The organism is Cupriavidus sp. MEYA8 (assembly GCF_059278825.1).
The window spans coordinates 1,788,254-1,814,209 of record NZ_CM181222.1; the positions used below are offsets into that span (position 1 = coordinate 1,788,254).

Annotated in this window: 23 protein-coding genes and 1 pseudogene; 12 read left to right on the top strand and 12 right to left on the bottom strand. The window is 68.6% G+C overall.

What is annotated here, in order from left to right; genetic code table 11:
* Positions 1-4: 4 nt before the first annotated feature.
* The 7 genes from AC5WJ1_RS25270 to AC5WJ1_RS25300 all read left to right on the top strand — a co-directional run bounded on the left by AC5WJ1_RS25270 (position 5) and on the right by AC5WJ1_RS25300 (position 7,219).
* Complete coding sequence (locus tag AC5WJ1_RS25270; protein WP_434034511.1) at positions 5-1,450, top strand: aldehyde dehydrogenase family protein; 1,446 nt, start codon at positions 5-7, stop codon at positions 1,448-1,450.
* Between the two features lie 27 nt (positions 1,451-1,477).
* On the top strand, positions 1,478-1,957 hold the full coding sequence (locus tag AC5WJ1_RS25275; protein ID WP_013953475.1) for a GlcG/HbpS family heme-binding protein: 480 nt from the start codon (positions 1,478-1,480) through the stop codon (positions 1,955-1,957).
* A gap of 27 nt (positions 1,958-1,984) precedes the next feature.
* Positions 1,985-2,986 carry a 2Fe-2S iron-sulfur cluster-binding protein gene (locus AC5WJ1_RS25280; protein ID WP_133094319.1) on the top strand — a complete coding sequence of 334 codons (1,002 nt, stop codon included), beginning with the start codon at positions 1,985-1,987 and terminating at the stop codon, positions 2,984-2,986.
* 70 nt (positions 2,987-3,056) lie between these two features.
* On the top strand, positions 3,057-3,764 hold the full coding sequence (locus AC5WJ1_RS25285) for a GntR family transcriptional regulator (RefSeq protein ID WP_135702959.1): 708 nt from the start codon (positions 3,057-3,059) through the stop codon (positions 3,762-3,764).
* Between the two features lie 172 nt (positions 3,765-3,936).
* Positions 3,937-4,113: a hypothetical protein gene (locus tag AC5WJ1_RS25290; RefSeq protein WP_165971459.1), complete on the top strand. Its 177-nt coding sequence runs from the start codon at positions 3,937-3,939 to the stop codon at positions 4,111-4,113.
* A gap of 251 nt (positions 4,114-4,364) precedes the next feature.
* Entirely contained in the window at positions 4,365-5,858 is a 1,494-nt protein-coding gene (locus AC5WJ1_RS25295) for an amidase (protein ID WP_494476654.1), read from the top strand.
* Between the two features lie 56 nt (positions 5,859-5,914).
* Entirely contained in the window at positions 5,915-7,219 is a 1,305-nt protein-coding gene (locus tag AC5WJ1_RS25300; RefSeq protein WP_133094322.1) for an MFS transporter, read from the top strand.
* Between the two features lie 28 nt (positions 7,220-7,247).
* On the opposite strand, the gene AC5WJ1_RS25305 is transcribed toward AC5WJ1_RS25300, so the two are convergent.
* The 4 genes from AC5WJ1_RS25305 to AC5WJ1_RS25320 form a co-directional block, all read right to left on the bottom strand.
* Positions 7,248-8,018, bottom strand: coding sequence for a sulfite exporter TauE/SafE family protein (locus tag AC5WJ1_RS25305; protein WP_135702957.1), 771 nt, complete (start codon positions 8,016-8,018; stop codon positions 7,248-7,250).
* Positions 8,015-9,049, bottom strand: a complete 1,035-nt coding sequence (gene pta, locus AC5WJ1_RS25310) for a phosphate acetyltransferase (RefSeq protein WP_494476655.1) — start codon at positions 9,047-9,049, stop codon at positions 8,015-8,017. The genes AC5WJ1_RS25305 and pta overlap by 4 nt, the downstream gene beginning before the upstream one ends.
* A gap of 123 nt (positions 9,050-9,172) precedes the next feature.
* Positions 9,173-10,939: a sulfoacetaldehyde acetyltransferase gene (gene xsc, locus AC5WJ1_RS25315; protein ID WP_133094722.1), complete on the bottom strand. Its 1,767-nt coding sequence runs from the start codon at positions 10,937-10,939 to the stop codon at positions 9,173-9,175.
* Between the two features lie 373 nt (positions 10,940-11,312).
* The gene (locus AC5WJ1_RS25320) at positions 11,313-12,392 is read right to left on the bottom strand and encodes a 4-hydroxyphenylpyruvate dioxygenase family protein (RefSeq protein ID WP_494476981.1); all 1,080 of its coding nucleotides are present in this window, start codon (positions 12,390-12,392) and stop codon (positions 11,313-11,315) included.
* A 312-nt stretch (positions 12,393-12,704) separates the two neighbouring features.
* On the opposite strand from AC5WJ1_RS25320, the gene AC5WJ1_RS25325 reads away from it, so the two are divergent.
* From AC5WJ1_RS25325 to AC5WJ1_RS25335, 3 genes are all read left to right on the top strand, one after another.
* Positions 12,705-13,538 (top strand): shikimate dehydrogenase family protein, encoded by an 834-nt coding sequence (locus AC5WJ1_RS25325; protein WP_135702955.1) that lies wholly within the window; start codon positions 12,705-12,707, stop codon positions 13,536-13,538.
* A gap of 108 nt (positions 13,539-13,646) precedes the next feature.
* A complete protein-coding gene (locus tag AC5WJ1_RS25330) occupies positions 13,647-14,975 on the top strand; it encodes an MFS transporter (protein WP_135702954.1) in 1,329 nt (442 codons plus the stop codon).
* A 65-nt stretch (positions 14,976-15,040) separates the two neighbouring features.
* Positions 15,041-16,105 carry a porin gene (locus AC5WJ1_RS25335; protein ID WP_133094328.1) on the top strand — a complete coding sequence of 355 codons (1,065 nt, stop codon included), beginning with the start codon at positions 15,041-15,043 and terminating at the stop codon, positions 16,103-16,105.
* A gap of 93 nt (positions 16,106-16,198) precedes the next feature.
* Here AC5WJ1_RS25335 and aroQ read toward each other — a convergent pair whose 3' ends face one another.
* Positions 16,199-16,672: a type II 3-dehydroquinate dehydratase gene (aroQ, locus tag AC5WJ1_RS25340; protein WP_135703957.1), complete on the bottom strand. Its 474-nt coding sequence runs from the start codon at positions 16,670-16,672 to the stop codon at positions 16,199-16,201.
* A 103-nt stretch (positions 16,673-16,775) separates the two neighbouring features.
* Here aroQ and AC5WJ1_RS25345 point away from each other — a divergent pair, with 103 nt between their 5' ends.
* Entirely contained in the window at positions 16,776-17,750 is a 975-nt protein-coding gene (locus AC5WJ1_RS25345) for a LysR family transcriptional regulator (protein WP_133094329.1), read from the top strand.
* Here AC5WJ1_RS25345 and AC5WJ1_RS25350 read toward each other — a convergent pair.
* On the bottom strand, positions 17,734-18,501 hold the full coding sequence (locus AC5WJ1_RS25350) for an IclR family transcriptional regulator domain-containing protein (RefSeq protein WP_133094330.1): 768 nt from the start codon (positions 18,499-18,501) through the stop codon (positions 17,734-17,736). The two genes, AC5WJ1_RS25345 and AC5WJ1_RS25350, sit on opposite strands and share 17 nt — an antisense overlap.
* Before the next feature lie 134 nt (positions 18,502-18,635).
* On the opposite strand from AC5WJ1_RS25350, the pseudogene AC5WJ1_RS25355 reads away from it, so the two are divergent.
* Positions 18,636-19,481: pseudogene (locus tag AC5WJ1_RS25355) on the top strand (sugar phosphate isomerase/epimerase family protein); the annotation flags it as partial.
* Between the two features lie 72 nt (positions 19,482-19,553).
* Here the strand turns inward: AC5WJ1_RS25355 and AC5WJ1_RS25360 are convergent.
* The 6 genes from AC5WJ1_RS25360 to AC5WJ1_RS25385 form a co-directional block, all read right to left on the bottom strand.
* The gene (locus AC5WJ1_RS25360) at positions 19,554-20,465 is read right to left on the bottom strand and encodes a DMT family transporter (RefSeq protein ID WP_135702951.1); all 912 of its coding nucleotides are present in this window, start codon (positions 20,463-20,465) and stop codon (positions 19,554-19,556) included.
* Positions 20,466-20,596: 131 nt separating this feature from the next.
* Positions 20,597-21,772, bottom strand: a complete 1,176-nt coding sequence (locus AC5WJ1_RS25365; protein ID WP_135702950.1) for a c-type cytochrome — start codon at positions 21,770-21,772, stop codon at positions 20,597-20,599.
* Positions 21,773-21,803: 31 nt separating this feature from the next.
* Positions 21,804-22,682 (bottom strand): ABC transporter ATP-binding protein, encoded by an 879-nt coding sequence (locus AC5WJ1_RS25370; RefSeq protein WP_195427079.1) that lies wholly within the window; start codon positions 22,680-22,682, stop codon positions 21,804-21,806.
* Positions 22,676-23,731, bottom strand: a complete 1,056-nt coding sequence (locus AC5WJ1_RS25375; protein WP_133094334.1) for an ABC transporter permease — start codon at positions 23,729-23,731, stop codon at positions 22,676-22,678. The genes AC5WJ1_RS25370 and AC5WJ1_RS25375 overlap by 7 nt, the downstream gene beginning before the upstream one ends.
* Positions 23,732-23,734: 3 nt before the next feature.
* Positions 23,735-24,748: an ABC transporter substrate-binding protein gene (locus tag AC5WJ1_RS25380; protein WP_135702948.1), complete on the bottom strand. Its 1,014-nt coding sequence runs from the start codon at positions 24,746-24,748 to the stop codon at positions 23,735-23,737.
* Between the two features lie 31 nt (positions 24,749-24,779).
* Complete coding sequence (locus tag AC5WJ1_RS25385; protein WP_135702947.1) at positions 24,780-25,877, bottom strand: LLM class flavin-dependent oxidoreductase; 1,098 nt, start codon at positions 25,875-25,877, stop codon at positions 24,780-24,782.
* Positions 25,878-25,956 lie beyond the last annotated feature (79 nt).

Genomic DNA, 25,956 nt, shown 5'->3' on the forward strand with positions numbered 1-25,956 from the left:
GACGATGACCGTATTCCTGAACCATATCGACGGCGAATGGACGGCCTGCCAGTCGGGCCGCACCTTCGACAACGTCAACCCGGCCGACACCGCCGACCTCGTGGGCCGCTTCCAGGCGTCGTCCGCGGTCGACGCGCAGGCGGCCGTGGCGGCCGCGGCGGCAGCCTTTGCCGGCTGGAGAAAGACCCCGGTCGGCAAGCGCGCCGCCATCCTCAACCGCGCGGCGGAGCACCTTGAAGCCAACGCCGACAGCATCGCCGCCGAGCTGACCCGCGAGGAAGGCAAGGCGCTGGCGCTGGCGCGCGACGAGGTGCTGCGCTCGGCCCAGACACTGCGCTTCTATGCCGTGGAAGCGCAGACCTTCACCGGCGAGGTGTTTCCCAACGACGACGCTGACCAACTCGTCTACAGCCAGCGCGAGCCGCTGGGCGTGGTGACGGTGATCGCGCCGTGGAATTTCCCGGTATCGATTCCCGCGCGCAAGCTCGCGCCGGCGCTGGTGACCGGCAACACGGTGGTGTTCAAGCCGTCGTCCGAGGCGCCGCTGTCGGGCTACCGGCTGGCCGAGGCGCTGGTCAAGGCCGGGCTGCCCAAGGGCGTGCTGAACTTCATCACCGGCAGCGCCGCCGAGATCGGCGCAACCATCACCGAAGCGCCTGCGGTGCGCGCGATCTCGTTCACCGGGTCGTCGCGCGCCGGCGAGCAGATCCACCGCGCGGCGCCGCTGACCACGCGCACGCAGATGGAACTCGGCGGCAAGAACCCGCTGATCGTGATGGAAGACGCCGACCTGGATCGCGCCGTCGACCTGACCATCAAGGGCGGCTTCTCGCTGTCGGGGCAAGCCTGCACCGGCACCAGCCGCGTGCTGGTGGCCGAATCCGTGAAGGCGGCATACACCGAGCGCCTGCTGGCGAAAGTCGCAACGCTCAAGGTCGGCAGCGGCATGACGCCGGGCATGGATCTCGGGCCGCTGGCCTCGGCCAGGCAGCTGGAGACCGTGCTGCGCTATATCGACATCGGCAAGTCCGAGGCGACGCTGCTGTGCGGCGGCACGCGGCTGACCGGCGGCGATCTCGACAAGGGCTATTACGTCGCGCCGACGGTGTTCACCGACGTGACGCAGCAGATGCGGATCGCGCGCGAGGAGATCTTCGGGCCTGTGATCGCCATCATCGGATTTACCGGCTACGCCGACGCCATCGCCAAGGCCAACGATACCGAGTACGGGCTGGCCGCGGCCATCGTCACCAGCAACCCGCGCTACATCCACCACTTCGCCACCGACATCGAGGCGGGCACGGTCAAGATCAACCGCACCACCACGGGCAACCTGGTCAACGCGCCGTTCGGCGGGGTCAAGAGGTCTAGCACCTCGACCTTCCGCGAGTCGGGCCGCACCGGGCTGGAATTCTATACGCAGGTCAAGACGGTCTACCGGGGCGCCTGAGCCCGGCCGTCGCAAGGAGTCTTACCGATGAAGAAAGCCATCAAGCTGGAACTGCGCGAAGCGCGCCACATGGTTGCCGCCGCGATCCGGCGCTCGGAGGAAATCGGCGTGCTGGAGTCGATCTGCGTGGTCGACGAGGGCGGCTACCCGCTCGCGCTCGAACGCATGGACGGCGCCCGCATCACCGGGCCGCAGATCGCGTGGAACAAGGCGTTCACCGCCGCGGGCCACAAGCGCTCCACCCACCTGTTCACCACGCCGCCGAACGGGCCGGCGCTGCCTGGCAACGAGGCCTTCGGCATCCAGTGGAGCTTCGAAGGCAAGTTCGCGGCGTTCGTCGGCGGCTTCCCGATCGTGGTCAACGACGAGGTGATCGGCGGCATCGGCCTGTCGGGCGGCAACGGCGAGCAGGACACGCAGGCCGGGCTGGCCGCGCTGCAGGCGCTGGCCGAACTGCTTGCGCCGCAGGACCTGAAGGTGCTGGTGCAGGCCGATATCAAGAAGTAAGTACAAGTTCGTCTTAGCGGAGGTTCCATGTCGTACCGCATCCAGATCGCCGATACGCAGCAGGTCTTTTTCGTCGAGCGCGGCGAGACGCTGCTGCAGGCCGCGCAGCGCGCCAGCATCGCCTTGCCGCACGACTGCCAGCTGGGCGGCTGCGGCACCTGCCGCATCCGCCTGTTCGACGGGCAGGTGCGCTACGACGAGGAGCCGTTCGGCCTCGCGCCGGACGAGGCTGCCGCCGGTTACGCGCTCGCTTGCCAGGCACAGCCGCTGGCCGACCTCGTCATCGGCACCGCACGTGAGGGCGAGGCCTGCGCCGAGCCCGCGCGGCACCGCGCGGTGGTGCAGGCGGTGCGCCCGCTGTCGGCGGACGTCATGCACGTCGAACTGGAGGTGCCGGACGCGGGCACGCTGGACTATCGCCCCGGCCAATACCTGAAGCTGGTGAGTACCGACGGGCTCGCGCGCAGCTTTTCGATGGCGTCGGTGCCGCGGGACGGGCGGGTCGACCTGCACGTGCGGCGCATTCCGGGCGGCGCCTTTACCGACGGCATCCTGCCGCGCATGCGGGCTGGCGATGCAATCGACGTCGAACTGCCGCTCGGCAACTTCTTCTACCGGTCCCGCGACTACCGGCCGCTGCTGATGGTGGCCACCGGCACCGGGCTGGCGCCGATCAAGGCGATCCTGGAATCGCTGATGGGCGATCCCGACTGCCCACCGGTGTCGCTGTACTGGGGCATGCGCCAGCCGCACGACCTGTACCTGCACGACGCCATCCCCGCGTGGGGCGAACGGCTCTATGACTTCCAGTACGTCCCGGTGCTGTCGCGCGCCGGGACGGACTGGCAGGGCAGGCGCGGCTATGTGCACGACGCGGCGCTGGCCGACCTGGGCGACCTGAGCGAGCACGCCATCTACCTGTGCGGCTCGCCCGACATGATCCGAGACGCCCGTGCCGCTTTCCTGGCGCACGGAGCCAGTCCTGACCACCTCTACGCGGACAGCTTTACCTTCCAGCACCTTTGTTAAGACATGACGGTATGCAAGGATGGCTGGTATACAATGACGCCAGCCTTTCCGCCTACGCCTCTGCCGACCCATGTCCCTCACTCCGTCTCCCGCCGCGCCCGCCGAGCCGCTGAGCCTCGGTGCCAGCCACTCGCCGCTGTTTGCCCTTGTCACCGACAAGGTGCGCGAAGGCATCCTGAACGGCAAGTACGCGCCGGGCGAGCGGCTGGTGGAAAACAAGCTGTCGGCGGAACTGGGCGTATCGCGCATTCCCGTGCGCGAGGCGCTGCGCGCGCTGGCCAGCGAGGGCCTGGTGCTGATCGAGCCGCGCCGCGGCGCCACGGTGGCGAGCCTGTCGCCGGTGATCGCGCGCGAGATGGTGGAGGTGCGCGCCACGCTGGAAGGCCTCAACGCCAAGCTCGCCGCGCAGCGGCGCGACCCGGCGCTGGTGGCGGAACTGGAAACGGTGCTGCGCCAGGGCATGGAGGCCGCCGCGCAGGGCCGCGCGGATGAACTGCTGGCGCTCAATACCCGCTTTCATGAGGTGCTCGGCACCATCGCCGCGAACAGCGTGCTGCAGGAAATGATGCGCTCGCTGCGCGAGCGCACCGCCGTGCTGTTCGGCCCCGCCAACGTGGTGCGCGCGCGCCAGAACTGGGACGAGCACGCCCAGATCCTGCAGGCCGTGATCGCCGGCGACGCCGACCTTGCCGCGCTGCTGGCCGCGCGCCATGTCTACAGCGCCGCCAAGGCGGCCGACCTGCCGGTGGGCGGGCAGGGCGCGGCGCAGGCGGCCTGAGCGAAGGCTGCGGCCCCTGGCTGTCATCCGCTGCCGGCCGGTATTTTCCCAATCCGCGTGGCGATTGCTATTTCCGTTGCATGCCCCGCAACAGGGCGTTGCATGCCCGCGCATGACGCACTGCACCAAGAATGTGTATACTGTAGTCATTCAAGGTCAATTGGGATTTACCATGCAGTCGCCCGAGCAACGCTATCTGTCGCAACCCGTAGGTCAGCAACTGCTGCACCACCTTGCCGCGCGCGACGCCGTGCGCCATGCCTCGCCGCTGGTGCCGCTGCGCCTGCGCGATATCGGCCGCTTCCTGCAGGCGCTGGGCGGCCGCGCGCCCCGGCGCGGCCATTGCTGATCCAGCCTGAGTGAGCGGGCGGCGCATCGCGCCGCTCGTGGCCGTCGCTTCCCTTCTGGCACGCGTTCTGCGTGTCGCACTTCCCCCGATAGTCCATCCCCTGGCGCTTGCCATCCGTGGTGCCCGCGCGCACATTCGCCTTGCACTGCGCGCAAGACGGAATATAGTATACCAACACAATTAGCAGTCCCTGAGCCCCTGATAATGCCCCCACCCGTGCCGAGCCGCGCGGATCACGACAAGGAGCCGATGTGAACCTGCCCGACTGGACGACCGGCGGCTTTCCGCCGCTATGGGAGGTGGCACAACGGCTCGCCGGCGGCACGGTTACATCGGAGGAACTTGTCGACGCCTGCGAGGCGGCCTGGCAGCGATGGCACGGCGTCATCAATGCGCTGGTGCTGCCGGATTTCAGCGCCGCGCGCGCCGCGGCACGCGACAGCGACCGGCGCCGCCGCGCCGGGCAGGCGCGCGGCGTCCTCGACGGCGTGCCGTTCTCGGTCAAGGAATCGTTCGACGTCGCCGGCTGGCCGACCACCTGCGGCAATCCCCCCTTGCGCGGGCACGTCGCCCAGCGGGATGCCGTGGTGGTGCAACGGCTGCGCGATGCCGGCGCGGTCCTGCTCGGCAAGACCAACGTCCCGCTCGGGCTGCGCGACTGGCAGAGCTACAACGCCATCTATGGCACGACCCGCAATCCGCACGATCCGTCGCGCACGCCGGGCGGCTCGTCCGGCGGTAGCGCGGCGGCGGTGTGCGCGGGTTTGTCGTTCTTCGATGTGGGTTCCGACATCGGTTCCTCGCTGCGCAACCCGGCGCACTACTGCGGCATCTTCTCGCTCAAGCCTAGTCACGGGCTGGTGCCACTGGCAGGCCACGGCACCGGCGCGGCGCGTTTCGGCGAGCAGGACATCAATGTCGCCGGCCCGCTGGCCCGCAGCGCTCGCGACCTGGAACTGGTGCTGCGCGCGATCGCCGGACCGGCGGGTGACGAGGCATTGCCATACCGCTTGCAGTTGCCGGAATGCCCGCACTGCACGCTCGCGGATTTCCGCGTTGCCGTCCTGCCCACCCATGCCCAGGCGGAAGCCGACACCGAGGTTGCAACGCAGATCGAACAGCTGGGTCACTGGCTGTCCGGCAAGGGCGCCCGCGTCGACTGGCATGTGCGGCCGGACTTCGACGCCGGCGAGCTCTGGCATGTCTACGTGACGCTGTTGCGCGCCACCACCTCTGTGCACATGGACGACGCCGCGTTTGCCGATGCGCTGGCGCGCAGCGCCACCGCCGCGGCGGGCGACCATGGCTATGCAACCCTGCAGTACACCGGCGCGACGCTGGGCCACCGCGACTGGTTGCGCCTGCAGGTCGCGCGCGAGCGCTTTGCCGCCGCCTGGCGCCGCTTCTTTACCGGCTACGACGTGCTGCTATGCCCGGCCGCGGCCACCACGGCATTTCCCATCGACGAGGCCGGAGAGCCCTGGCAGCGGACCATCAGCGTCAACGGCCGCCCGCAGCCGATGACCACGCAACTGTTCTGGGCCGGCCATTCCGGGCTGTGCGGCCTGCCTTCGGCCGTTGCGCCGATCACACCGATCGCACCAATGGGGCCAGGCGCCAGCGGCCTGCCGGTCGGCGTGCAGATCGTCGCCGGCCGCTACCAGGATCTCACCGCCTTGCGTTTTGCCAGCCTGCTGGAGGAAGCGGGCCATGCCTGCCGGCCGCCGCCGCGGCCAGCCGCCTGACCGGCGGACCACCACCACCAACCACACCACATCACACCACCACAGGGGAGGGAATCATGTTCGATTGGTTCCGTGATTTGTCGCGCATGGAGCGCAAGGGATTCTATGGCGCGTTCCTGGGGCATGCCGTCGACGTGTTCGACTTCATGATCTATTCCTTCCTCATCTCCACGCTGCTGGGGCAGTGGGGCATGAGCAAGTCCACGGCGGGCGCGATCGTCACGTGGACACTGGTGTCGTCGCTGGTCGGCGCGATCGGCGCCGGCATCCTGGCCGACCGCTACGGGCGGGTGCGCGTGCTGCGCTGGACCATCATCGTGTTCGCGGGCGCGTGCTTCCTGTGCGGGCTGGCGCAGTCGCCGGAGCAACTGATGCTGTTCCGCATGATCCAGGGGCTGGGCTTCGGCGGCGAGTCATCGCTGTGCATGGTGCTGGTGACGGAGATGATCCGCAACCCCGCGCACCGCGGCAAATACTCGGGCTTTACCGCGAGCAGCTATTCCTTCGGCTGGGGCGCGGCGGCGATCGTGTATGCGATCACCTTCAGCGTGCTGCCGGCGGAGACGGCATGGCGCGTCTGCTTCTTCCTCGGCATCCTGCCGGCACTGGTGGTGATCTACCTGCGCCGCAACCTGGAGGAGCCGGAGATATTCCTGAAGAGCCGCGCGGCGGGCAGGCAAGGCTCCGCGCTGGCCGGGCTCGGCCGCCTGTTCCGCGGGCCGCTGCTGTCGAAGACGCTGCTGTGCAGCCTGCTTTCGGGCGGCATGCTGGGCGCGTACTACGCCATTGCCACGTGGCTGCCGACCTTCCTCAAGACCGAGCGCGGGCTGTCGGTGTTCGGCACCAGTAGCTACCTGACGGTCACCATCATCGGCTCACTGGTCGGCTACGTGGCGGGAGCCTATGCCACGGACCGCTGGGGCCGGCGGCTGACCTACATCGTGTTTGCGGCGGGGGCGTTCGTGGCCGCGCTGGTCTACATGGTGATCCCGGTGTCGAACACGTCGATGCTGTTCCTGGGCTTCCCGCTGGGGGTGCTGATGCAGGGCGTGTTCGCCGGCATCGGCGCGACCATCTCCGAGTCCTATCCCAACGATATCCGCGCGACGGGATATGGCGTCTCGTACAACGCCGGCCGTGTGATCGGCTCGCTGTTCCCGCTATCGGTCGGGTGGCTGAGTTCGGGGCACACCTCGCTGCCGATCGCGATCGCGATTGTCGCCGGGGTTGGCTATGCGATGGTAGTGGTTGCCGCCGTGTTGCTGCCGGAAACGACCGGTATGGATCTCGGGCAGGCCGGCGGCAGCGGCGAGAAAGAAGACGCCGCGCCGCTGGCGCAGCCCGCAGGCACGGTCGCCTGAACGCGCCGGGAGGGCGCTGCCCGCGCCCTCATCGAACCCACGCCGAGATCGCAGGCAGCATCAGGCTGACGCCGATCCCGATCAGCACCCCAAACGCAACCCGCCGCGTCGTGGTCGGCGAGAACGGCGGCGGAAAGCGCCGCCCCAGCAGCGTGGCGATTACCACCACCGGCACGCCCAGCGCCGCCTGCAGCCAGATCGCGCCATCGAGCTGGCCCTGCCAAGCCGAGAACAACGTGCGCACGCTGGACGTGACGGTAAATACCAGGATCAGCGCGCAGCGGATCTCCACCGGCTTCATCGGCTGCCGGTAGAACTGGAAGATCAGCGGCGGCCCGGACACGCCGAACATGCCGCTCAGCAGCCCGCCGAACACGCCGCTGACGAAGAAGCTGCCATCGCCTGAGCGTTGCGGCAGCGGTTCGGGCTTGAACGCGGCGCTCAGGCCGCCGTACAGGATCACCGCGCCCAGCAGCAGTTGCAGCAGCGTGGCGGCGCTGGAACTCAGGTACTCCAGTACCAGCACGCCCACCAGCACCGACGGCAGGATGCCGATGGCGGCAGCGCCCACGGCGCGCCAGTCGATATGCTCCAGCTTGCCGGGCAGCGCGCAGGCGCTGTTGGCCAGCGTCACCAGGCTGACCACGGCCGCGACGGTGGCCACCGGCGCGAGCCCCAGCCCGCTGGTGGCGCCCATCACGATCATGCCCAGGCCGAAGCCGGTCACCGTCTGGAAGTAGGTACCCGCGCCGAGCAGGGCTTGCAGCCCCAGCAGCGGCAACAACAATTCCGCCTTCATGCCGCCGCCTGTTCGCCTTTGCCGGCCTGTGCCGCGGTGGCCTGCGCCTGGACCACGGTGACGGCGATGACATGGAACACATCGTCCGCGCCGCACCCGCGCGACAGGTCGTTGGCCGGCTTGTTCAGCCCCTGCAGCATCGGCCCGATCGCCTTGGCGCCGCCGACGCGCTCGGCCAGCTTGTAGCCGATATTGCCGGACTCCAGGTTGGGGAACACCAGCACGTTGGCGCGGCCGTTGACCTGCGAGTGCGCGACCTTGCGCGCGGCGATCTCGGCGACGATGGCGGCATCGAGCTGCACGTCGCCATCGATGGCCAGGCCGGGGCGCTGCGCGCGCACGCGCTCGGTCGCGGCCACCACCTTGTCCACGGCGGCGTGGTGCGCGCTGCCGCTGGTGGAGAACGACAGCATCGCCACGCGCGGCTCGTCGTTCAGCAGTGCGCGCGCGCTGTCGGCCGCGGCCATGGCGATCTCCGACAGCTCTTCCGCATCGGGATTCACCACCAGCCCGCAGTCAGAGAAGATCAGCCCGCCCTTGAGCGTGTGGAAGGGCTCGCACAGCATCATCAGGAAAAAGCTCGACACCAGCCGGAAACCGGGCGCCAGGCCGATCAGCTGGATCGCGTTGCGCACCACGTCGGCGGTGGTGTGTTCCGCCCCCGCGACCGACCCGTCCGCATGGCCGAGGCGCACCATCAGGTTGGCGAAGCACAGCGGGTCCAGCACCGCGCGCCTGGCTTCGTCCAGCGTCATGCCTTTCTTCTGGCGCAAGGCGTAGAGCTGTTGCGCGAACGAGGGCGTCAGCGCGGAGGTGGCCGGATCGACCAGCGTGATGCCGTCCAGCGCGATGCCGTGGATGGCCGCGGCGGCGTTGATCTGGCGCGGGTTGCCGACCAGCACGATGCGGGCGATGCCTTCCTGCGTGGCACGCTGCGCGGCCTGCAGGATGCGCGGGTCTTCGGCCTCGCACAGCACGATGCGGCGGGGGGCGGCGCGGGCGCGGTCGATGATGCGGAGGATGGGTTTCATGGTGGTTGGCTCGGTGAAACTGAAAAAAGGGCCAGCGCCGCGCGCTATGCCCTTGGTGTTCTCCCCTCTCCCGCTTGCGGGAGAGGGAGCACCCCATCGCGAGAGAAAGGGGTGCTGCTTGGATCAAACGTAGTCCTTGTACTTGTCCAGGTAACGCACCGGCTTCGACAGCGCATCGCGGCGGAACGGGTCGCCCAGTTCACGCGTGCACATGATCTCGATGATCGTGGTCTTGCCATGATTCATCTGCAGGTCGATGGCGCGCTTCAGTGCCGGGCCCACGTCTTCCAGGCGATCCACCACGATGCCTTCCGCGCCCATCGCCTTGGCGATTTCGGCGAAGCTCTGGTTGTCGAGCTCGCCCGCGACGAAGCGGCGGTTGTAGAAGTCCACCTGGTTCTTCTTCTCCGCGCCCCACTGGCGGTTGTGGAACACCACCGCGGTCACCGGGATGTTGTGGCGCACGCAGGTCATGGTTTCCATCAGGCTCATGCCCCAGGCGCCGTCACCGGCGTACGACACGGCCGGGCGGTGCGGCGCCGCGACCTTGGCGCCGATGATGGTCGGGAAGGCGTAGCCGCAGTTGCCCCAGCTCATCGCCGCAAAGAAGCTGCGCGGCTTCTCGAAGCGCAGGTAGCTGTTGGCCACCGAGTTGATGTTGCCGATGTCGGTGGACACCATCACATCTTCCGGCATGGCCTTTTCCAGCTCGCGCAGCACCTGGCGCGGATGCAGGTAGTGGCCGCCGTTGGGCGTGCGTTCCTGCTTCTGCTCTTCGATCATGTCCAGGCTGTACGGGTCGCGCTCATGCGTCCAGTCGTCCAGCTCCTTCTCCCACGCGGCCTTCTCGTTGGAGATATCGGTGGCGCGTGCGTCGCGGGTGGCGTCGCAGGCCAGCGTGCGGCCGGCCAGGCGCTGGGTCAGCGCGATGGCGGCAGCCTTGGCGTCGCCGCAGATGCCCACCGAGATCTTCTTCACCAGGCCCAGCATCTTGTGGTCGGCATCGATCTGGATGATCTTGGCGTTCTTCGGCCAGTAGTCCATGCCGTGCTGCGGCAGCGTGCCGAACGGCCCCAGGCGCGAGCCCAGCGCGATCACCACGTCGGCGCGCGAGATCAGCTTCATCGCGGCCTTCGACCCCTGGTAGCCCAGCGGGCCGCACCACAGCGGGTGGCTGGCGGGGAACGAGTCGTTGTGCAGGTAGCTGTTGACCACCGGCGCGCCCAGGCGCTCGGCCAGTGCCTTGCATTCCTCGATTGCATCGGCCATCACCACGCCGCCGCCCGAGATGATCACCGGGAACCTGGCATTGGCCAGCAGTTCGGCCGCTTCATTCAGGCTCTGCTCGCCGCCGGGGCCGCGATCGAGGTTCTGCGGCTTCGGAATCTCGGCGGTGATCTTGCCGTAGAAGTGGTCGCGCGGGATGTTCAGCTGCGTCGGCCCCATCTCGGCCTTGGCGCGGTCAAAACAGCGCGCGGTGAACTCGGCCATGCGCGCCGGGTTGGTGACGTGGCCCTGGTACTTGGTGAACTCCTGGAACATCGGCAGCTGGTTGGCTTCCTGGAAGCCGCCCAGGCCGATGCCCATGGTGCCGGCTTCGGGAGTGACGATCACCACGGGGCTGTGGGCCCAGTAGGCGGCGGCGATCGAAGTCACGCAGTTGGAGATGCCGGGACCGTTCTGGCCGATGACCACGCCGTGGCGGCCCGACACACGGGCATAGCCGTCGGCCATGTGGCCGGCGCCTTGCTCGTGCACCACCGGGATCAGGCGGATGCCGGCGGGGGCGAAGATGTCCATCGCGTCCATGAAGGCCGAGCCCATGATGCCGAACATATCGGTTACACCGTTGGCAACCATCGTTTCGACGAAGGCTTCGGACGGGGTCATGGTCTGCGGGCCAGCCGGAACCTGGCTGTCTTTCGCTGCGGCCGAGCCACCGGAAACGGCGGGCTGCTTGGTGGTTTCGAGGTCGCGCATGGCGGGTGTCTCCTGGTTGGGGTGTTATAAAGTGGAACAGTTCGTTCCGGAAAATTGATGCGTTGGTCGAAATGTAGGTGGAAGATCGGCCGGCGTCAATAAGAAGTTTTGGTTTATGGAATGAATTTAGCGAAAAAATGAGACAAAAAGCGGTTATGAGTGCCTGATGAGGCACTAGAGCGTTTGCGTTGGAGGAGCGGAAAGCAAGACAGCGCCGGCATGGGAGCCGGCGCAGGGGGAAGGCAGGAGAGAGGGCGCCGCGCCTACGTGGCGGCGCAGCGCGTCAGCGTGTCGACAGCGCTTCGAGCACCGGCAGGTTGCCCTCGCCGAAGCCCTGATGACCGTCACGCTGGACGATCTCGAAGAAGAACTCGCCCGCCTCGCGTTTCAGGAAGGCTTGCTGGAAGCACTCGCGAGGGCCACTGCCATCAATCAGGATGCCGTAGCGTTGCAGGCCGGCAAGGTCCAGCCCATGGCCTGGCACGCGGGCAGGGACCGAATCGTAGTAAGCCGGCGGCGGCTGCACGAACTGCACGCCATGGCTGGCCAGTGCCGCGGCGCTGGCAAGAATGTCCTCGCTGGCCAGGGCAATGTGCTGGATGCCTTCGCCGTGCTGATCCGACAGGTAATGCCGCATCTGGTCGTGCCGCGGCGTTCCCTTCTCGTATAGGGGGATGCGGATGCTGCCGCACGGCGAAACCAGCGCGTGTGACTCGCCGGCGCTGCGCAGTTTCCGGAACCCCAGCACCTTGCGGTAGAACTCCAGCCATTCTTCCAGGTGGCCGGGATCGACTGCCTGGGTCAGGTGGTCGACGCGCAGAAGGCCGGCGTCGGACATGTCGCCGGCCGGCGGCAGCGGCCGGAAATCCACGTCGTAGATCGAGATGTCGCCGACATCGCCCGGCCGACCCTCTTTCCCGCGCCAGCGGTCGATGAAATAGAGGACCGACTGCCCGATCCCCTGGATGGCGGGAATATTGAGCTCCATCGGTCCCACCGTGCCGCCCTCGAACGGCCAGGCGCCAGCCTCCAGCGCCCGCGCGAACGCCACCGCCGCATCGTCGACCCGGATCCCGATCGCACAGATCGACAATCCATAACGCGCCGCATAGCGCGTGGCGAACGAATCCGGCTCGGCATCGACGATGAAATTCATCTCGCCCTGCCGGTACAGCTTCACCGCCTTGTGGCGATGCCGCGCGATGGCGGCGAAGCCGAGGCGTTCCAGCGTCCGGCCAAGCGCGGCAGGATCTGGCGATGCGAACTCGATGAACTCGTAGCCCCGGATGCCGAGCGGGTTGTCCCATGGTTGTGCATCCCCTGCGCGCGGGGCGTGTGAGGAAGAGGCGGGTGCGGCGCTCATAGTCTTGGCTCCTGTCTGGGTATTGCGGGGGCGGTGCCGGGCCTTGCGGCGACGACCGATAGTAGCAACGGCGCCGCGGCTCGCCGTGCATTGGCGCCTGTCGCAGCGGCCTCGTAGAAACCCGCATTCGATGCCTTGATCGCGCATAGTCGTTCATTAATCGCCCAAAGTGCCGAAAAAGACGGTTGGCGGAGCGCCTGGCGACCACTAATCTCCGGTCAACGACGCGCCCCCGTCCCTCCGCCAAGGCCAACTCAGAAGGCCATGCATGCCGGAGTCCGGGTAGCGCGAATTACCGGAACCCAGGCACACATGATCCACGGCAAGACCACGCTAATCCCCCACATCGGCTATCCGACGGAGTCGTTCAAGGCGCCGATGATCTACAACCCCTGGTTCGACCGGCAGGGCATCGATGCCGCCGTAATCCCGATGGGGGTCAAGCCGGACGACTACGCGACGGTGTTCCCCGCGCTGTTCCGCATGACCAATATCCGCGGCGCGCTGGTGACCATGCCGCACAAGGTCGCCACCGTCGAGCTGGTCGACGAACTCACGCCCGCCGCGCGCATCGCCGGCGCCTGCAACGCCGTGCTGCGGCGTGACGACGGCACGCTGGTCGGCGGCCAGTTCGACGGCGAGGGCTTTGTGCGCGGCATCCTGCGCAAGGGCTGCCGGCTGGAAGGCGCGCGCGCCATTGTGTCGGGCAGCGGCGGGGTGGGCAGCGCGATCGCCGCCTCGCTGGCGGCGGCCGGCGTGGCCGAGCTGGCGCTGTTCGACGCCCGCGAGACGGCGGCGCGCGCCCTGGCGCATCGCCTCGCCGAACACTACCCGGCGTTGCGCGTCAGCACCGGCTCGGCCGACCCGGACGGATATGACGTGGTGGTCAATGCCACGCCGCTGGGCATGCAGCCCGGCGATCCGCTGCCGTTCGACGTGGCGCGCATCGCCCCCGGCGCCATGGTCGGCGAGGTGGTGATGAAGCAGGAATACACGCCGCTGCTGCAGGCCGCGCTCGCCCGCGGCTGCAAGGTGCAGGTGGGCACGGACATGCTGTTCGAGATGATCCCGGCCTACCTGGAGTTCTTCGGCTACGGCACGGCCACGCCCGACGCGCTGCGCGAGGTGGCGCAGATCCGCTATTGACGCATCGACGGGTCGGGGCGCAAGCCCTTGCCCCGAAGCCGCGCGCAGGCCAGCACACAAAGGCACGCCGGCAAGCAAGACTTCTATCCATTGGTGGAGACAGACAACATGACAACGACTCACAAGGAGCTGCCAGCGGCTTCCGCGTTCGGCAACTCGCTCGGCGACAAGGTGCGCGCCGCCTTTGCCTTCGGCAAGGTGCGCTGGGGCATGCTGGCGCTGGTGTTCTTCGCGACCACGCTGAACTATGTGGACCGCGCCGCGCTGGGCGTGCTGCAGCCGGTGCTGGCCAAGGCCATGGCCTGGACCGCGCAGGACTACGCCAATATCAACTTCTGGTTCCAGGTGGGCTATGCCATCGGCTTTGCGCTGCAGGGCCGCTTTATCGACCTGGTCGGCGTCAAGCGCGCCTTTGCGCTGGCGGTGCTGCTGTGGAGCATTGCCTGCGGCGCGCATGCGTTCGCGGCGTCGGCGGTCGGCTTCATGATCTGCCGCTTCTTCCTCGGCTTGTCTGAAGCGGCCAATTACCCGGCGTGCGTCAAGACCACGCGCATCTGGTTCCCGGCCAGCGAGCGCGCCATCGCCACCGGCATCTTCAATGCCGGCACCAACGTCGGCGCGATGCTGACGCCGATCATGCTGCCGCTGATCCTGCAGGCATGGGGCTGGCAGGCCGCGTTCCTGGTGATCGCCTCGCTGGGCGCGGTCTGGCTGGCGTTCTGGTTCACGCGCTACCACAACCCCGAGCAGCACCCGACCGTCACCGCCGCGGAACTGGCGCACGTCACCCGCGACATCGATCCGCCGCCCCAGCGCATCCGCTACACGCAGATCCTGCGCATGCGCGGCACCTGGGCCTTTGCGCTGGCCTACGCCATCACCGCGCCGGTGTTCTGGTTCTACCTGTACTGGCTGCCGCCGTTCCTCAACCAGCAATACCAGCTCGGCATCAGCGTGACGCAGATGGGCATTCCGCTGATCGTGATCTACCTGTGCGCCGACGTGGGCAGCGTGGGCGGCGGCGCGCTGTCGTCGTGGCTGATCGCGCGCGGCATGCCGGCGGTGCGGGCGCGGCTGCTGTCGATGCTGGTCTTTGCCGTGTGCATCGTTTCGGTGGTGATGGCCGCCGGCGCCAGCAGCCTGTGGATGGCCGTGGCCGCGATCTCGGTGGCGATCGGTGCGCACCAGGCATGGACCGCCAATATCTGGAGCATGGTGATGGACTACACGCCCAAGCACGTGGTCAGCTCGGTGTTCGGCTTCGGCGGAATGATCGGCGCGATCGGCGGCATGTTCATGACGCAGCTGGTGGGCTACGTGCTGACCGTAACCAACAACAACTACGCGGTGCTGTTCACGATGATCCCGTGCGCCTACTTCATCGCGCTGACGTGGCTGTTCTTCCTCGCCCCGCGCAAGGTGCCTGAGGCCGCCTGACGACAATTCCTCGCCGGCACTGCTGGTGCCGCGAGTACGACAACAAAGACCGGGACAACACTCCGATGCATAAACGATTCATTGCGCTGCTCGCGCTGGGCGCGGGCAGCGTGCCCGCCGTCGCCCAGACTTCCGGTGGCGTCACGCTCTACGGGCTGCTCGATACCACCATCCGCTACAGCACCAACGAAGACGCGGCCGGCCACAGCCGCACGCAGATGACCGACGGCGTGCTGACCGGCAGCCGCTGGGGCATCCGCGGCGCGGAGGATATCGGCGGCGGCAACAAGGCGTGGTTCATCCTGGAGTCGGGCTTCTCGCCCGACACGGGGACCAGCCAGCAGGGGGGGCGGCTGTTCGGGCGTACCGCGGTCGTCGGCTTCGACGGTCCTTATGGCAAGCTCGCGCTCGGCCGCCAATACACGCTGGCGCATGAAGTGCTGTCGTCGTATGAGGCCATGGCCTTTGCCAACAACTCCATCGTCGGTTACCAGGGCGGCAACTACACGGGGCTGCGCTACGACAACACGCTCAAGTACATCAAGAGCTTCAACGGCCTGCAGGTGGCGGCGGCCTACACCTTCGGCGAGGTGCCGGGCAGCATGAAGACCAATTCGGCCGCGGCCGGGTCGCTGGTGTACAGCTCGGGACCGCTGGAAATCGGCGCGGTCTACCAGCAGACGCAGAACGTCACCTCGGCCTATTTCGGCGCGGTGCCGGCGGCGCAGGCGAGCAAGCAGACGGTATGGGGCCTGGGCGGGACGTGGAAGGCGGCGCGGTCGCAATACTACCTGGGCTATACCAACAACCGGCTCGACGTGGCGGACTATCGCAACAACGTAGGCTATGTCGGCACGCGCTTCAGCCTGACGGAGGCGCTGGCGTTTATCGGCACGTTCCAGTACGACTGGCTGCGGCACGCGGGGCAGGGCGGCAAACGGCTGACCACGGCGGGCATGCTGGACTACAACTTCAGCAAGCGTACCGATGTGTATGTGGAGGTGGACTACACCCACCTGCAGGGGCAATGGATTGCGCTGAACAGCGGGGCGGCGTTTGTGAACAGCGGGAATACGTACGGGAACAAGACGCGGCTGGGGGTGATGGCGGGGGTCAGGCATAAGTTCTGATCGCTTTCGGCCTTCTCCACCCGTGCCGGTTTGCTCCCCTCTCCCGCTTGCGGGAGAGGGGAGCAAACACGCGGCGTGCGCCGCCTGCAGCGGTCAGGCGGAAGCGGATTCCGCAACCACCCCCGTCACCTGCGCCACCGCCGCCACCGCCAGCCCATACCCCCTCACCCCCAGCCCCGCCATCACCGCCACCGCCACCGGCGAAATCCACGACTTGTGCCGGAACGCCTCGCGCGCATGCACGTTGGAGACGTGGTACTCGACCACCGGCACCGCCGCGCCCTTGATCGCATCATGCAGCGCGATCGACGTATGCGTGAGCGCGCCCGCGTTCAACACCACGCCGGCCATCTCGCCGCTCGCGCACAGCTTGCCCGCCTCGTGGATCCAGTCGATCAGCTGCCCTTCGTGATTGGTCTGCCGGCACTCGGCCCGCAGCCCGAGCCGTTCTGCGGCCTGCTGGCAGATGCGTTCCACATCGGCCAGCGTCTCGCTGCCATAGACGGCCGGCTCGCGCGTGCCGAGCAGGTTGAGGTTGGGTCCGTTGAGCACCAGTACGGTCTTCATCATGTCTCCTTCATGTCTGCTGTAACGTCTGCTGTCGGCCGCGATGCTGGCGCGGCCACGGCCGATAGCCTATCGTTTAGCCCTCGTCTCATCATCGACTGCCATGGAAATTCAGCATGCGCCCAGCGCGAACAATGACCCGTTCCTGCGCGACCTGCGTCTGTTCTGCACGGTGGCGCGGCGCGCCAGCTTTATCGCCGCGGCCCAGGAGACGGGCATTTCGCCGGCCCATGTGAGCAAGCGCATCGCCATGCTGGAGGCCATGCTCGGCGCCAGGCTGTTCCACCGCACCACGCGCCGCGTCAGCGTCACGGCCGAGGGCGAGAGCGCGTTTGCGTGGGCGCAGAAGATCCTGGAAGACGTGGATGGCATGCTGGAAGCCGTCGGCGGTGCCGGCGGCGAGGCGCGCGGGCAGTTGCGCATCGCCACCAGCCTGCGGCTGGGGCGGCGGCACGTGGCGCCGGTGCTGTCGCTGCTGCGGCAGCAGCATCCGGGGCTGGAGGTATGGCTGGAACTGCTCGACCGCCGCGTCGACCTGATCGGCGAGCAGTTCGACCTCGATATCCGCGTGGGCGACGTGCAGGAGCCGCACCTGATCGCCAGCCGCATCGCCACCGGCAGCCGCGTGCTGTGCGCGGCGCCGGCCTACCTGGCGCGGCGCGGCATGCCGGAGCATCCGTCAGACCTGCCGCGCCACGACTGCCTGCTGTTGCGCGAGCGCGACCAGGCCTTCGGCGTGTGGCGGCTGCAGGGGCAGGACGGCGGCTGGGAGACCACGAAAGTCACCGGCCCAATGGCATCGAATGTTGCCGACGTGACGCACGAGTGGGCCCTGGAGGGCTACGGCATCATCATGGCGTCGGTCTGGGACGTGGCCGCCGCCGTGCGGGCGGGCGACCTGGTGCGCGTGCTGCCCGGCTGGCGGCATCCGTCCGACATCTGGGCCGTGACCAGCGCGCGGGCGTCGGCCTCGGCGCGCATGCGCGTGTGCCTGGCCTTCCTGAAGGCGCAACTGACACAAGGGCCGCACGCGCTGGCGACGTCGCTGGAAGGCCAGGCCGCTACAGCACGCGCATGATCAGGAGCGCCGTGTCCTGCAGCACCTGCAGCACGCGGTCCAGCGCCTGTTGCGGGGTCTCGTCGCCGATCGGCATGTTGACCGACAGCGCGGCGATCACCTTGCCGTGGCGATCGCGCAGCGGCACCGCCACGCCGCGCACGCCGGTCTGCAGCTGCTGCTCGAGCATCGCATAGCCCTGCGCGCCGGCCTTGCGGATTTCTTCCAGCAGCCGGTCGTGCTGCAGGATCGTGTAGGGCGTGTAGGGCGCCAGCACCACGTTTTCCAGCCAGGTCCTGACCTGTTCCTGCGGCCGTGACGCCAGCATCATCACGCCCGCCGACCCCAGCGGTGCCGGCACCCGCGCGCCCAGCACGAAGCCCGTGCTCATCACGCGGTTGGTGCTGGTGCGGGCGATGAACACCAGCTCCCAGCCATCGAGCACGCTCAGGTAGGCGGCCTCGCCAAGCTGCGCGGTGATCTGCTGCAGGAACGGCTGCACCGTGCGCGGCAGCCGCGCCGAATCGAAATACGACCAGCCCACCTTGAGCACGCGCGGCGTCAGGCTGAACAGCGTGCCGTCGCTGGTGGTGTAGCCCAGGTGCTCCAGCGTCAGCAGGTAGCGGCGCGCGGCAGTGCGCGTCAGGCCGGTGCGCTCGGCTGCCTGCGTGGGCGTCAGGCGCGGATGGTCGTTGTCGAAGGCCTCCAGGATGGCCAGGCCCTTCTCCAGCCCGGCGATCCAGTCGCGCCGGTTCAGCGGTTCGTTTTCCATGGTTAACCCTTGCTTCGCGCGATAGATGATTGCATTGGAGCGATTGTCGCACGCGTGCGCGCGAATGACGGTTGTTGCGGGCAATGATGGCTCATAACCTTGGGAAATCCAAGCCGCTACCTCGACTGATCGCCATGACCCTGTTTCCTGTTCCGCTGCGCAAATCGATCGCTACCGTCACCTTGTCGGGATCGCTGCCGCAGAAGCTGCAAGCCGCTGCCGACGCCGGTTTCGACGGCGTGGAGATCTTCGAGGACGACCTGCTGCAGTTCCCCGGCACGCCCGCCGAGGTCCGGCGCATGGCCGCCGACCTCGGCCTGCAGATCCTGCTCTACCAGCCGCTGCGCGATTTCGAGGCCATGCCGGGCGGCCTGTCCGCCGCGGAGCTGGCGCGCGCCGAGCGGAAGTTCGATGCGATGGAGCAACTCGGGGTGCACCTGGCGCTGGTCTGCAGCAACGTGCAGGATGCGGCGCTCGACGATGCCGCGCGCGCCGCCACCGACCTGCACGCGCTGGCCGAAGCCGCGGCCCGCCGCGGCCTGCGGCTGGGCTACGAGGCGCTGGCCTGGGGCCGCCATGTGCGCCGCTGGCGGCAGGCGTGGGACATCGTGCAGCGCGCCGGGCATCCCGCGCTGGGACTGATGCTGGACAGCTTCCATACGCTGGCGCTCGGCGACACGCTGCATGGCCTCGATGCGGTGCCGGCCGGACGGATCTTCTTTGTCCAGCTTGCCGACGCGCCGCGCATGCCGCTGGACGTGCGCACCTGGAGCCGCCACCACCGCAATTTCCCTGGCCAGGGCGACCTGCCCGTGGTCGGTTTCACGCGTGCCGTGCTGCGGGCCGGCTATCGCGGCCCGCTTTCGCTGGAGGTGTTCAACGATGGCTTCCGCGCGGCGCCCCCGTTGCCGGTTGCGCAGGACGGGCTGCGCTCGCTGGAATGGCTGGAAGCGGTGACGAACGGCGTGCCCGTGGCCGCAGAGCGCGCCGGTGGCCCGGCTCTCGCGGCACGCTAAAACGCTATACCGCGACGCTATACCGCGACCCATACCCTATGCCGCGCTCGCTTGCCGCGCCGCCGGCCGTGCCGGCAAGGCGCGCTCGCGGGCCGCCACCGCGGTGCCGGCCACGCCGCTGGCGGCGATCATCGCCACGCCCAGCAGCGACCAGGCATCGGGCAGCCAGCCAAATACCAGCCAGCCACCCAGCATGGCAAAGGCGATCTGCAGGTAGAGATACGGCGTCAGCACGCCGACCGGGGCGCGCGCATAGGCCAGCACCAGGAACATGTGCCCGGCGCAGCCGGCGAGCGCCATGCCCGCCAGCAGCCACCAGTGCAGCGCGTCGACGTGCCAGGTCCACGCCAGCGGCAGCGCCGCCGACAACAGTGCCGCGGCAATGCAGCCGGTATAGAAATGCGTGGTGCCGGCGCCGTCGGTCCGGGTCAGCACGCTGGTCAGCAACTGGTAGGCGGCATTGAGGCAGACCGCCGCGAGCGGCAGCAGCATGGCCGGCTCCACGTCGGCGCCGGGCCGGATCACCACCAGCGCGCCGGCAAATCCGGCCAGCAGGCAGAGCCAGCGCAGCGCCGACATGCGCTCGCCGAACAGCGTCGCGGCCGCCAGCGCGATCGCCAGCGGCGTCAGGCTGACCACCGCGGTGAACTCGCCCACCGGCAGTACCTGCAGGCTGAAGAACGCGCAGGCGCTGGACAGCAGCATCGTCACCGCGCGCGTAGCCTGCAGCCATGGACGGCGCGTGCGCAGCAGGATGCGGCCGCGCGCCGGCAGCAGCACCGCGCCGGTCAGCGCCGCCTGCGCAAGGTAGCGCACCCACAGCGCCATCACCACCGGCACGGCGGCGCCGGTGATCTTGGTCATCGTATCGAGCGCGGCGAAGCATGCCACCGCGGCAACCATCAGCGCGATGCCCTGCAGGGGCCGCGAACTTCCCGTGGCGCTCATGGCGCCATCCTTGACCGCAACATGTCAGCGTTCCAGGCTGTCCTTCATGAAGCCGAGGGTACTGTCCCGGGCGCGGTCGATGGCGGCGGCGGCTGGAAAGTCAGAATTCGCTGCCAGCGAACAATCCCTGCTCAATGGATGAAACCGCCCTTGACGAAGCGAACCGGCTCGGCGTCCATGCGCAGCAACAGCGCCGTCAGGCCATCGATCCCGGCGGGCAGGGGCCGCGTCGCGGCAGCCGGCCCGGACACGCAGACGAGGTCGGCATCGGACCACGTGCTGCCCGGCGTGCCGCGCGCGCGCAGCCATCCCGCACCGTCGGCGAGCAGCTGGGTGCCGGCCAGCCGTGCCGGCGGCAGGCCGGCAATCGCCGCCAGTGCCTGCCAGGCCTGGGCGGAAGCTGCCGTGCAGCCGGCGCGGAAGCGCGGCACCTGCGCCGGCACGCGGCCGTCCGGTGTGACGAGCACGGTCAGGAAGCGCGGGTCTTCATAGGGCAGGGTAGCGGCGATCCCGTCCACCGCCACCAGCCGCACGCGCTGCTCGCCGCGCCAATGCGACAGCGCCACCGGCGCGGCGTCGCCGCAGCGGATGGCCATCTCCGGCAACCGCAGCGGCACCGGCCAGTTCCCTTCGGTACTGTTGGCTGCCGACAACGCCTTCATGTAGTCGATCACGGCCCAGGCCTCGCGCTCGGCAAGCTGGCTGCGGAAGCCCGGCATGGTCGGCTGGCCGCGGCGGTCGCGCATGCCGGACAGCACATGCCAGAACAGCTCGCCATCGGCGCGGCGCGCGAGCAGGGGACTGACCAGCGTCGGCGGCCATTGCGGCAGGCCGGCGGCCAGCGGTCCTTCGCCGCGGCCGTCATTGCCGTGGCACGCGGCGCAATGCTGTGCGTAGACGCGTTGCCCCAGCACGATGGCGTCGACCGCAAAACCGGTAGGGCTGGCGTGGAAGCTGGTGGGGCTGGCCGGGCCGAGCAGCAGCGCGGCCCGTGGCCACGGCGCCAGCAGCAGGGCCAGCAGCGCTGCCGCGAGCAGCATGGGGCGGCCCCGGCGCCAGGCGCTGGCGACGGCGACGGCCAGCAGCGCAAAGGCGAGCGCGCACAGGCTGAAGCCGACCTGCCGTGCCAGGGCAAGGTCGATCAGCAGCGTTTCGCCGGCAATCCGCCGCGCCCACGGCCAGGCCGGCTGGCCATGGCTGGTGCCGGTCAGGCCCAGCGCATGCCACAGCCACAACAGGCCCAGCTGGCATTTCTCGATCAGGACAAGCAGTGCGTTCAGCCACGCCTGGGGCGGCGGGCCGCTCATGGCGCGGCTCGCCCGGTGCTGCGAAGGGCCATTACCAGCTCGCGTCCAGTCCCAGGTGGCGCAGCGCTTCGTGCCGCAGTTCGGTCAGGCGCGGGTCGCCGCGATGGCGCGGGTAGGGCAGGTCGACCTTCAGCTCCGCCGCGATGCGCGCTGGCCGCTGGCTGAACACGATCACGCGCTGCGCCAGGAACAGCGCCTCTTCCACGTCGTGCGTGACCAGCAGCGCCGAGAAGCGCGAGCGCTGCCACAGTTCGACCAGGTCGCTCTGCATCGCCAGCCGCGTCAGCGAATCGAGCTTGCCCAGCGGCTCGTCCAGCACCAGCAGGCGCGGATCGTTGACCAGCGCACGCGCCAGCGCCACGCGCTGCGCCATGCCGCCGGAGAGCTGGTGCGGAAAGGCCCGCGCGAACGACTCCAGCCCGACGCGGCGCAGCGCGTCGTCGACGCGATGGCGCTGCTGCGCGAGGATGCCCTGCGCCTGCAAGCCGAGCGCGACGTTGTCCCAGACACGGCGCCACGGGTACAGCGTGGGGTCCTGGAACACCACGATGCGCGACGGGTCCGGCTCGGTGATGGGCGTGCCGTCCTGCAGAATCTCGCCCGACGTGGGCTGGTCCAGGCCGGCGACCAGGCGCAGCAGCGTGGACTTGCCGCAGCCGCTGGGGCCGAGCAGCGCGACGAACTCGCCGGGCGCGACGTTGAGGCCGACGTCGTCGAGGACCTGCAGGCGCTCGTTGCCGTGGCCGAACCAGTGGCTGACCTGCCGGATATCGATGCGAGCCCCAGTCAGTACGTTCGAGTCATCACCCGCCGCCGCGTTAACTCCCCTCTCCCGCTCGCGGGAGAGGGGAGCCTTCTGCGGGCGTACGTGAGATCTCGATGCTTTCAACCGCTCGACCACGCTCACCATTTCACCGTCCCCTTCTGCCACGACAACACCCGGTCCCGCGCCACGAACAACAACGTAATCACCCCCGAAAACAGCAACGCCATCACGATCAGCGCCGCATACATATTCACGTACGAGGCCCAGCCCTGCGCCCAGGTCAGGTACCACCCCAGCCCCGATTTCACGCCCATCATCTCGGCCGTCACCAGCACCGAGAACGACGCGCCCAGTCCCATGAACAGCCCGACAAACACCTGCGGCAGCGCCGCCGGAATCGCCACGCGCAGCACCAGGAACCAGCCGGACGCGCCCAGCGTGCGCGCCACGTCGTAGTAGCTCTTGTTGACGCCGGCGACGCCCGACCACGTCAGCACGGCCACCGGGAAGGCGGTCGCCAGCGCGATCAGGAACACGGCCGCCGAATAGCTCGACGGGAAGAAGTAAAACGTCAGCGGCAGCAGCGCGGTCGAAGGCAGCGGCCCCAGCACGCGCAGCACCGGATGCACCCAGTAGCCGATGCGCCGCGACCAGCCGATCGACACGCCCACCAGGAAGCCCACCAGCCCGCCGTACGCCACGCCCAGCCCCAGCAGCTTGAGCGTGTTGAGCACGCTGTCGCCGAGCCGGCGCCAGTCATCGGCGTAGACCTCGATCAGCGCCTGCGGCGGCGCGAAGAAGGGCGTCGGCAGGATCGCGGTCTTGGCGGTCAGGATCTCCCATGCGGACAGCACCGCCGGCACCGCCACCAGCCACGGGCCTGCGGTCCGCAGCGCAGCCAGCGGCCGTTGCAGCGCGCGCACGTGCTGGCCGCCCAAGGCGAGCAGCGCCAGCAGCGCGGCCGCCGCCAGCGCGGCCAGGCCGAGCTCCTCGGTATAGGCCCAGTCGCTGAAGCCCACTACGTGGTTGGGCCAGCGCCACGTCAGCGCGCCGAAGGCGGCCCATGCCAGCGCCGCGAGCAGCCCCACGGGCCAGATGCGTGCCGGGGCAGCATCCTGCGCGGGCACTTCGGAAGCCGCGGCGGCCGGCTGGCGCGCCAGCCGCGCATCGAATGCAGGTTGGCTTGTCGTCATCGCTTATCCCAGGACGTTGGCGTAGACATGCTGCGCCAGGCGATTGGCATCGGTGGTCTTTTTCAGCACGCCGATGCGGCGGAAATCGTCGGCGTAGAACGCGATCTCGTCGCGCAGGTCGGCGCCGGTCGGGTGATGGTTGTAGGTCAGCGTCGCGTACAGCTTGCGCAGGTCTTCCGGATTGATCTTCGGCGAGTATTTGGCGAACACCCTGGCGGCCTCGTTGGGGTTCTCGTTGACGTAGTCGGTGGCCTGCACGATGGCGCGTGCCAGCGACGCGGCGGCGGGGCGGTCATTGCGCACCAGTTCGCCGCGCGCGCCGACCACGCAGCACACCTTGCGCGCATATTCGCCGGTCAGGTTGGTGGCCAGTTCCACGTAGGCGCCGTTGGTGCGCTTCTCCAGCAGGTACAGGTTGGGATCGCCGTCGGCGATGGCCTGGATCTCGCCCTTGTCGACCGCCACGCCGAGCAGGTCGGCCGGATACTGGCGCCATGTGATGTCCTTGTCCGGGTCGATGCCGTTCTTGGCCAGCAGGATGGTGAAGAAGTGCTTGCCGGGCGCGGCCAGGTCGCTGACGCCCACGGTCTTGCCCTTCAGGTGCTGCAGGCCGGTCACGCCCGCGGCCTTCGAACCCACCAGCCGCACGCAGCCACCGTGCGAGCTGCCGATGATCTTGACGTCGAAACCTGCCTCCAGCGGCTTGAGCCAGCGGTGGATCATGCCCACCGCGGCATCGGCCTTGCCGGTGGCGATCGACTCCAGCAGCTGGTCGGTCGAGCCGCTGTAGTTGATCAGGTCGACCTGCAGCCCGTTCTTCTCGAAGAAGCCTTTCTCCTGCGCCACCACGATCGGCGTCAGGCAGAACGAGTTCTGGTTCCAGGCGAAGGTCAGCTTGCGCGGCGCGGACCAGGCCTGGCGGCCGAGGATCAGCGCCGGCGCCGCGATGGCTGCGGCGCTGGCAAGGCGCAGCACGCTGCGGCGGCGCGGGTCGGTGTCGTTGTGCTTCTGGCTCATGGTGAGACTCCCCGATTCTTGTTGTGGGTGTTCAGGCGGCGCGGCGCTCCGCGTGGTGCGCGGCATCGTGCTGCGCCACCAGCTCGCGCACGCGCGGGATCAGCTCGCGGCCATAGTCGATGGCGTCTTCCAGCGGATCGAAGCCGCGGATCAGGAAGGTGGTCACGCCCAGTTCGTAATAGGCCAGCAGTGCCTGCGCCACCTGCTCGGGCGTGCCGACCAGTCCGGTCGAGTTGGAGCGCCCGCCGGTCTCGCGCGCGATCGCGGTCCACAGGCGCTGGTCGACACGGTCGCCCTTGTCGGCGGCGGCCAGCAGCCGGCGCGCGCCTTCGCTCTGCTGCGGGCCGCCACGGCTGTAGCCGGCCTGCACGCGCAGCGCGCGGGTGCGTTCCAGGATGCTGTCGGCGCGGGCCCACGCCTGCTCTTCGGTCTCGGCCAGCACCGGCCGGAACGAGACCGAGAAGCGCACCGTGCGGCCATGCCTTGCCGCCTCCGCACGCACGCGGGTGGTCAGCTCGCGCACCTGGTCGAGCGATTCGCCCCACAGCGCATAGACGTCGGCGTGCTTGCCGGCAACTTGCAAGGCCGCTGCCGATGCGCCGCCAAAATAGACCGGCACATGCGGATGCTGCGACGGCTTGACCTCGGAAAAGCCCTGCGTGAAACGGTAGAACTCGCCAGCATGGTCGAACGGCTGCGGCTCGGTCCAGATGCGGCGCAGGATATGCAGGTACTCGTCGGTGCGCGCGTAGCGCTGGTCATGGTCGAGGAAATCGCCGTCGCGCTGCTGTTCGCTGTCGGAGCCGCCGGAGATGAAATGCACGCCCAGGCGCCCGCCGCTGAACTGGTCGAGCGTGGCGATCTGGCGCGCCGCCAGCGTCGGCGCGGTAAAGCCGGGCCGGTGCGCCAGCATGAAATGGATCCGTTCGGTCACGCTCGCGGCATAGGCAATGGTCAGCGTGGCCGACGGCCCGGTCGAATGGTGCGGCACCAGGATGCGGTCGAAGCCGGCCTGCTCGTGCGCCTGCGCAAAGGCACGCACATAGTCGCGGTCGATCGCGGGGCCCGCAGGGGGATGGATCTCGGACTGCTTCTGGCTCTGGATCATGCCGATGAAATCGACGCTCATTCGTACGCTCCTGATTCGGTGATGGCGGCGGCTTGCCGCCCGGGCCTTGTATGGACTGGGGAACAAAGTACGCCAGCGG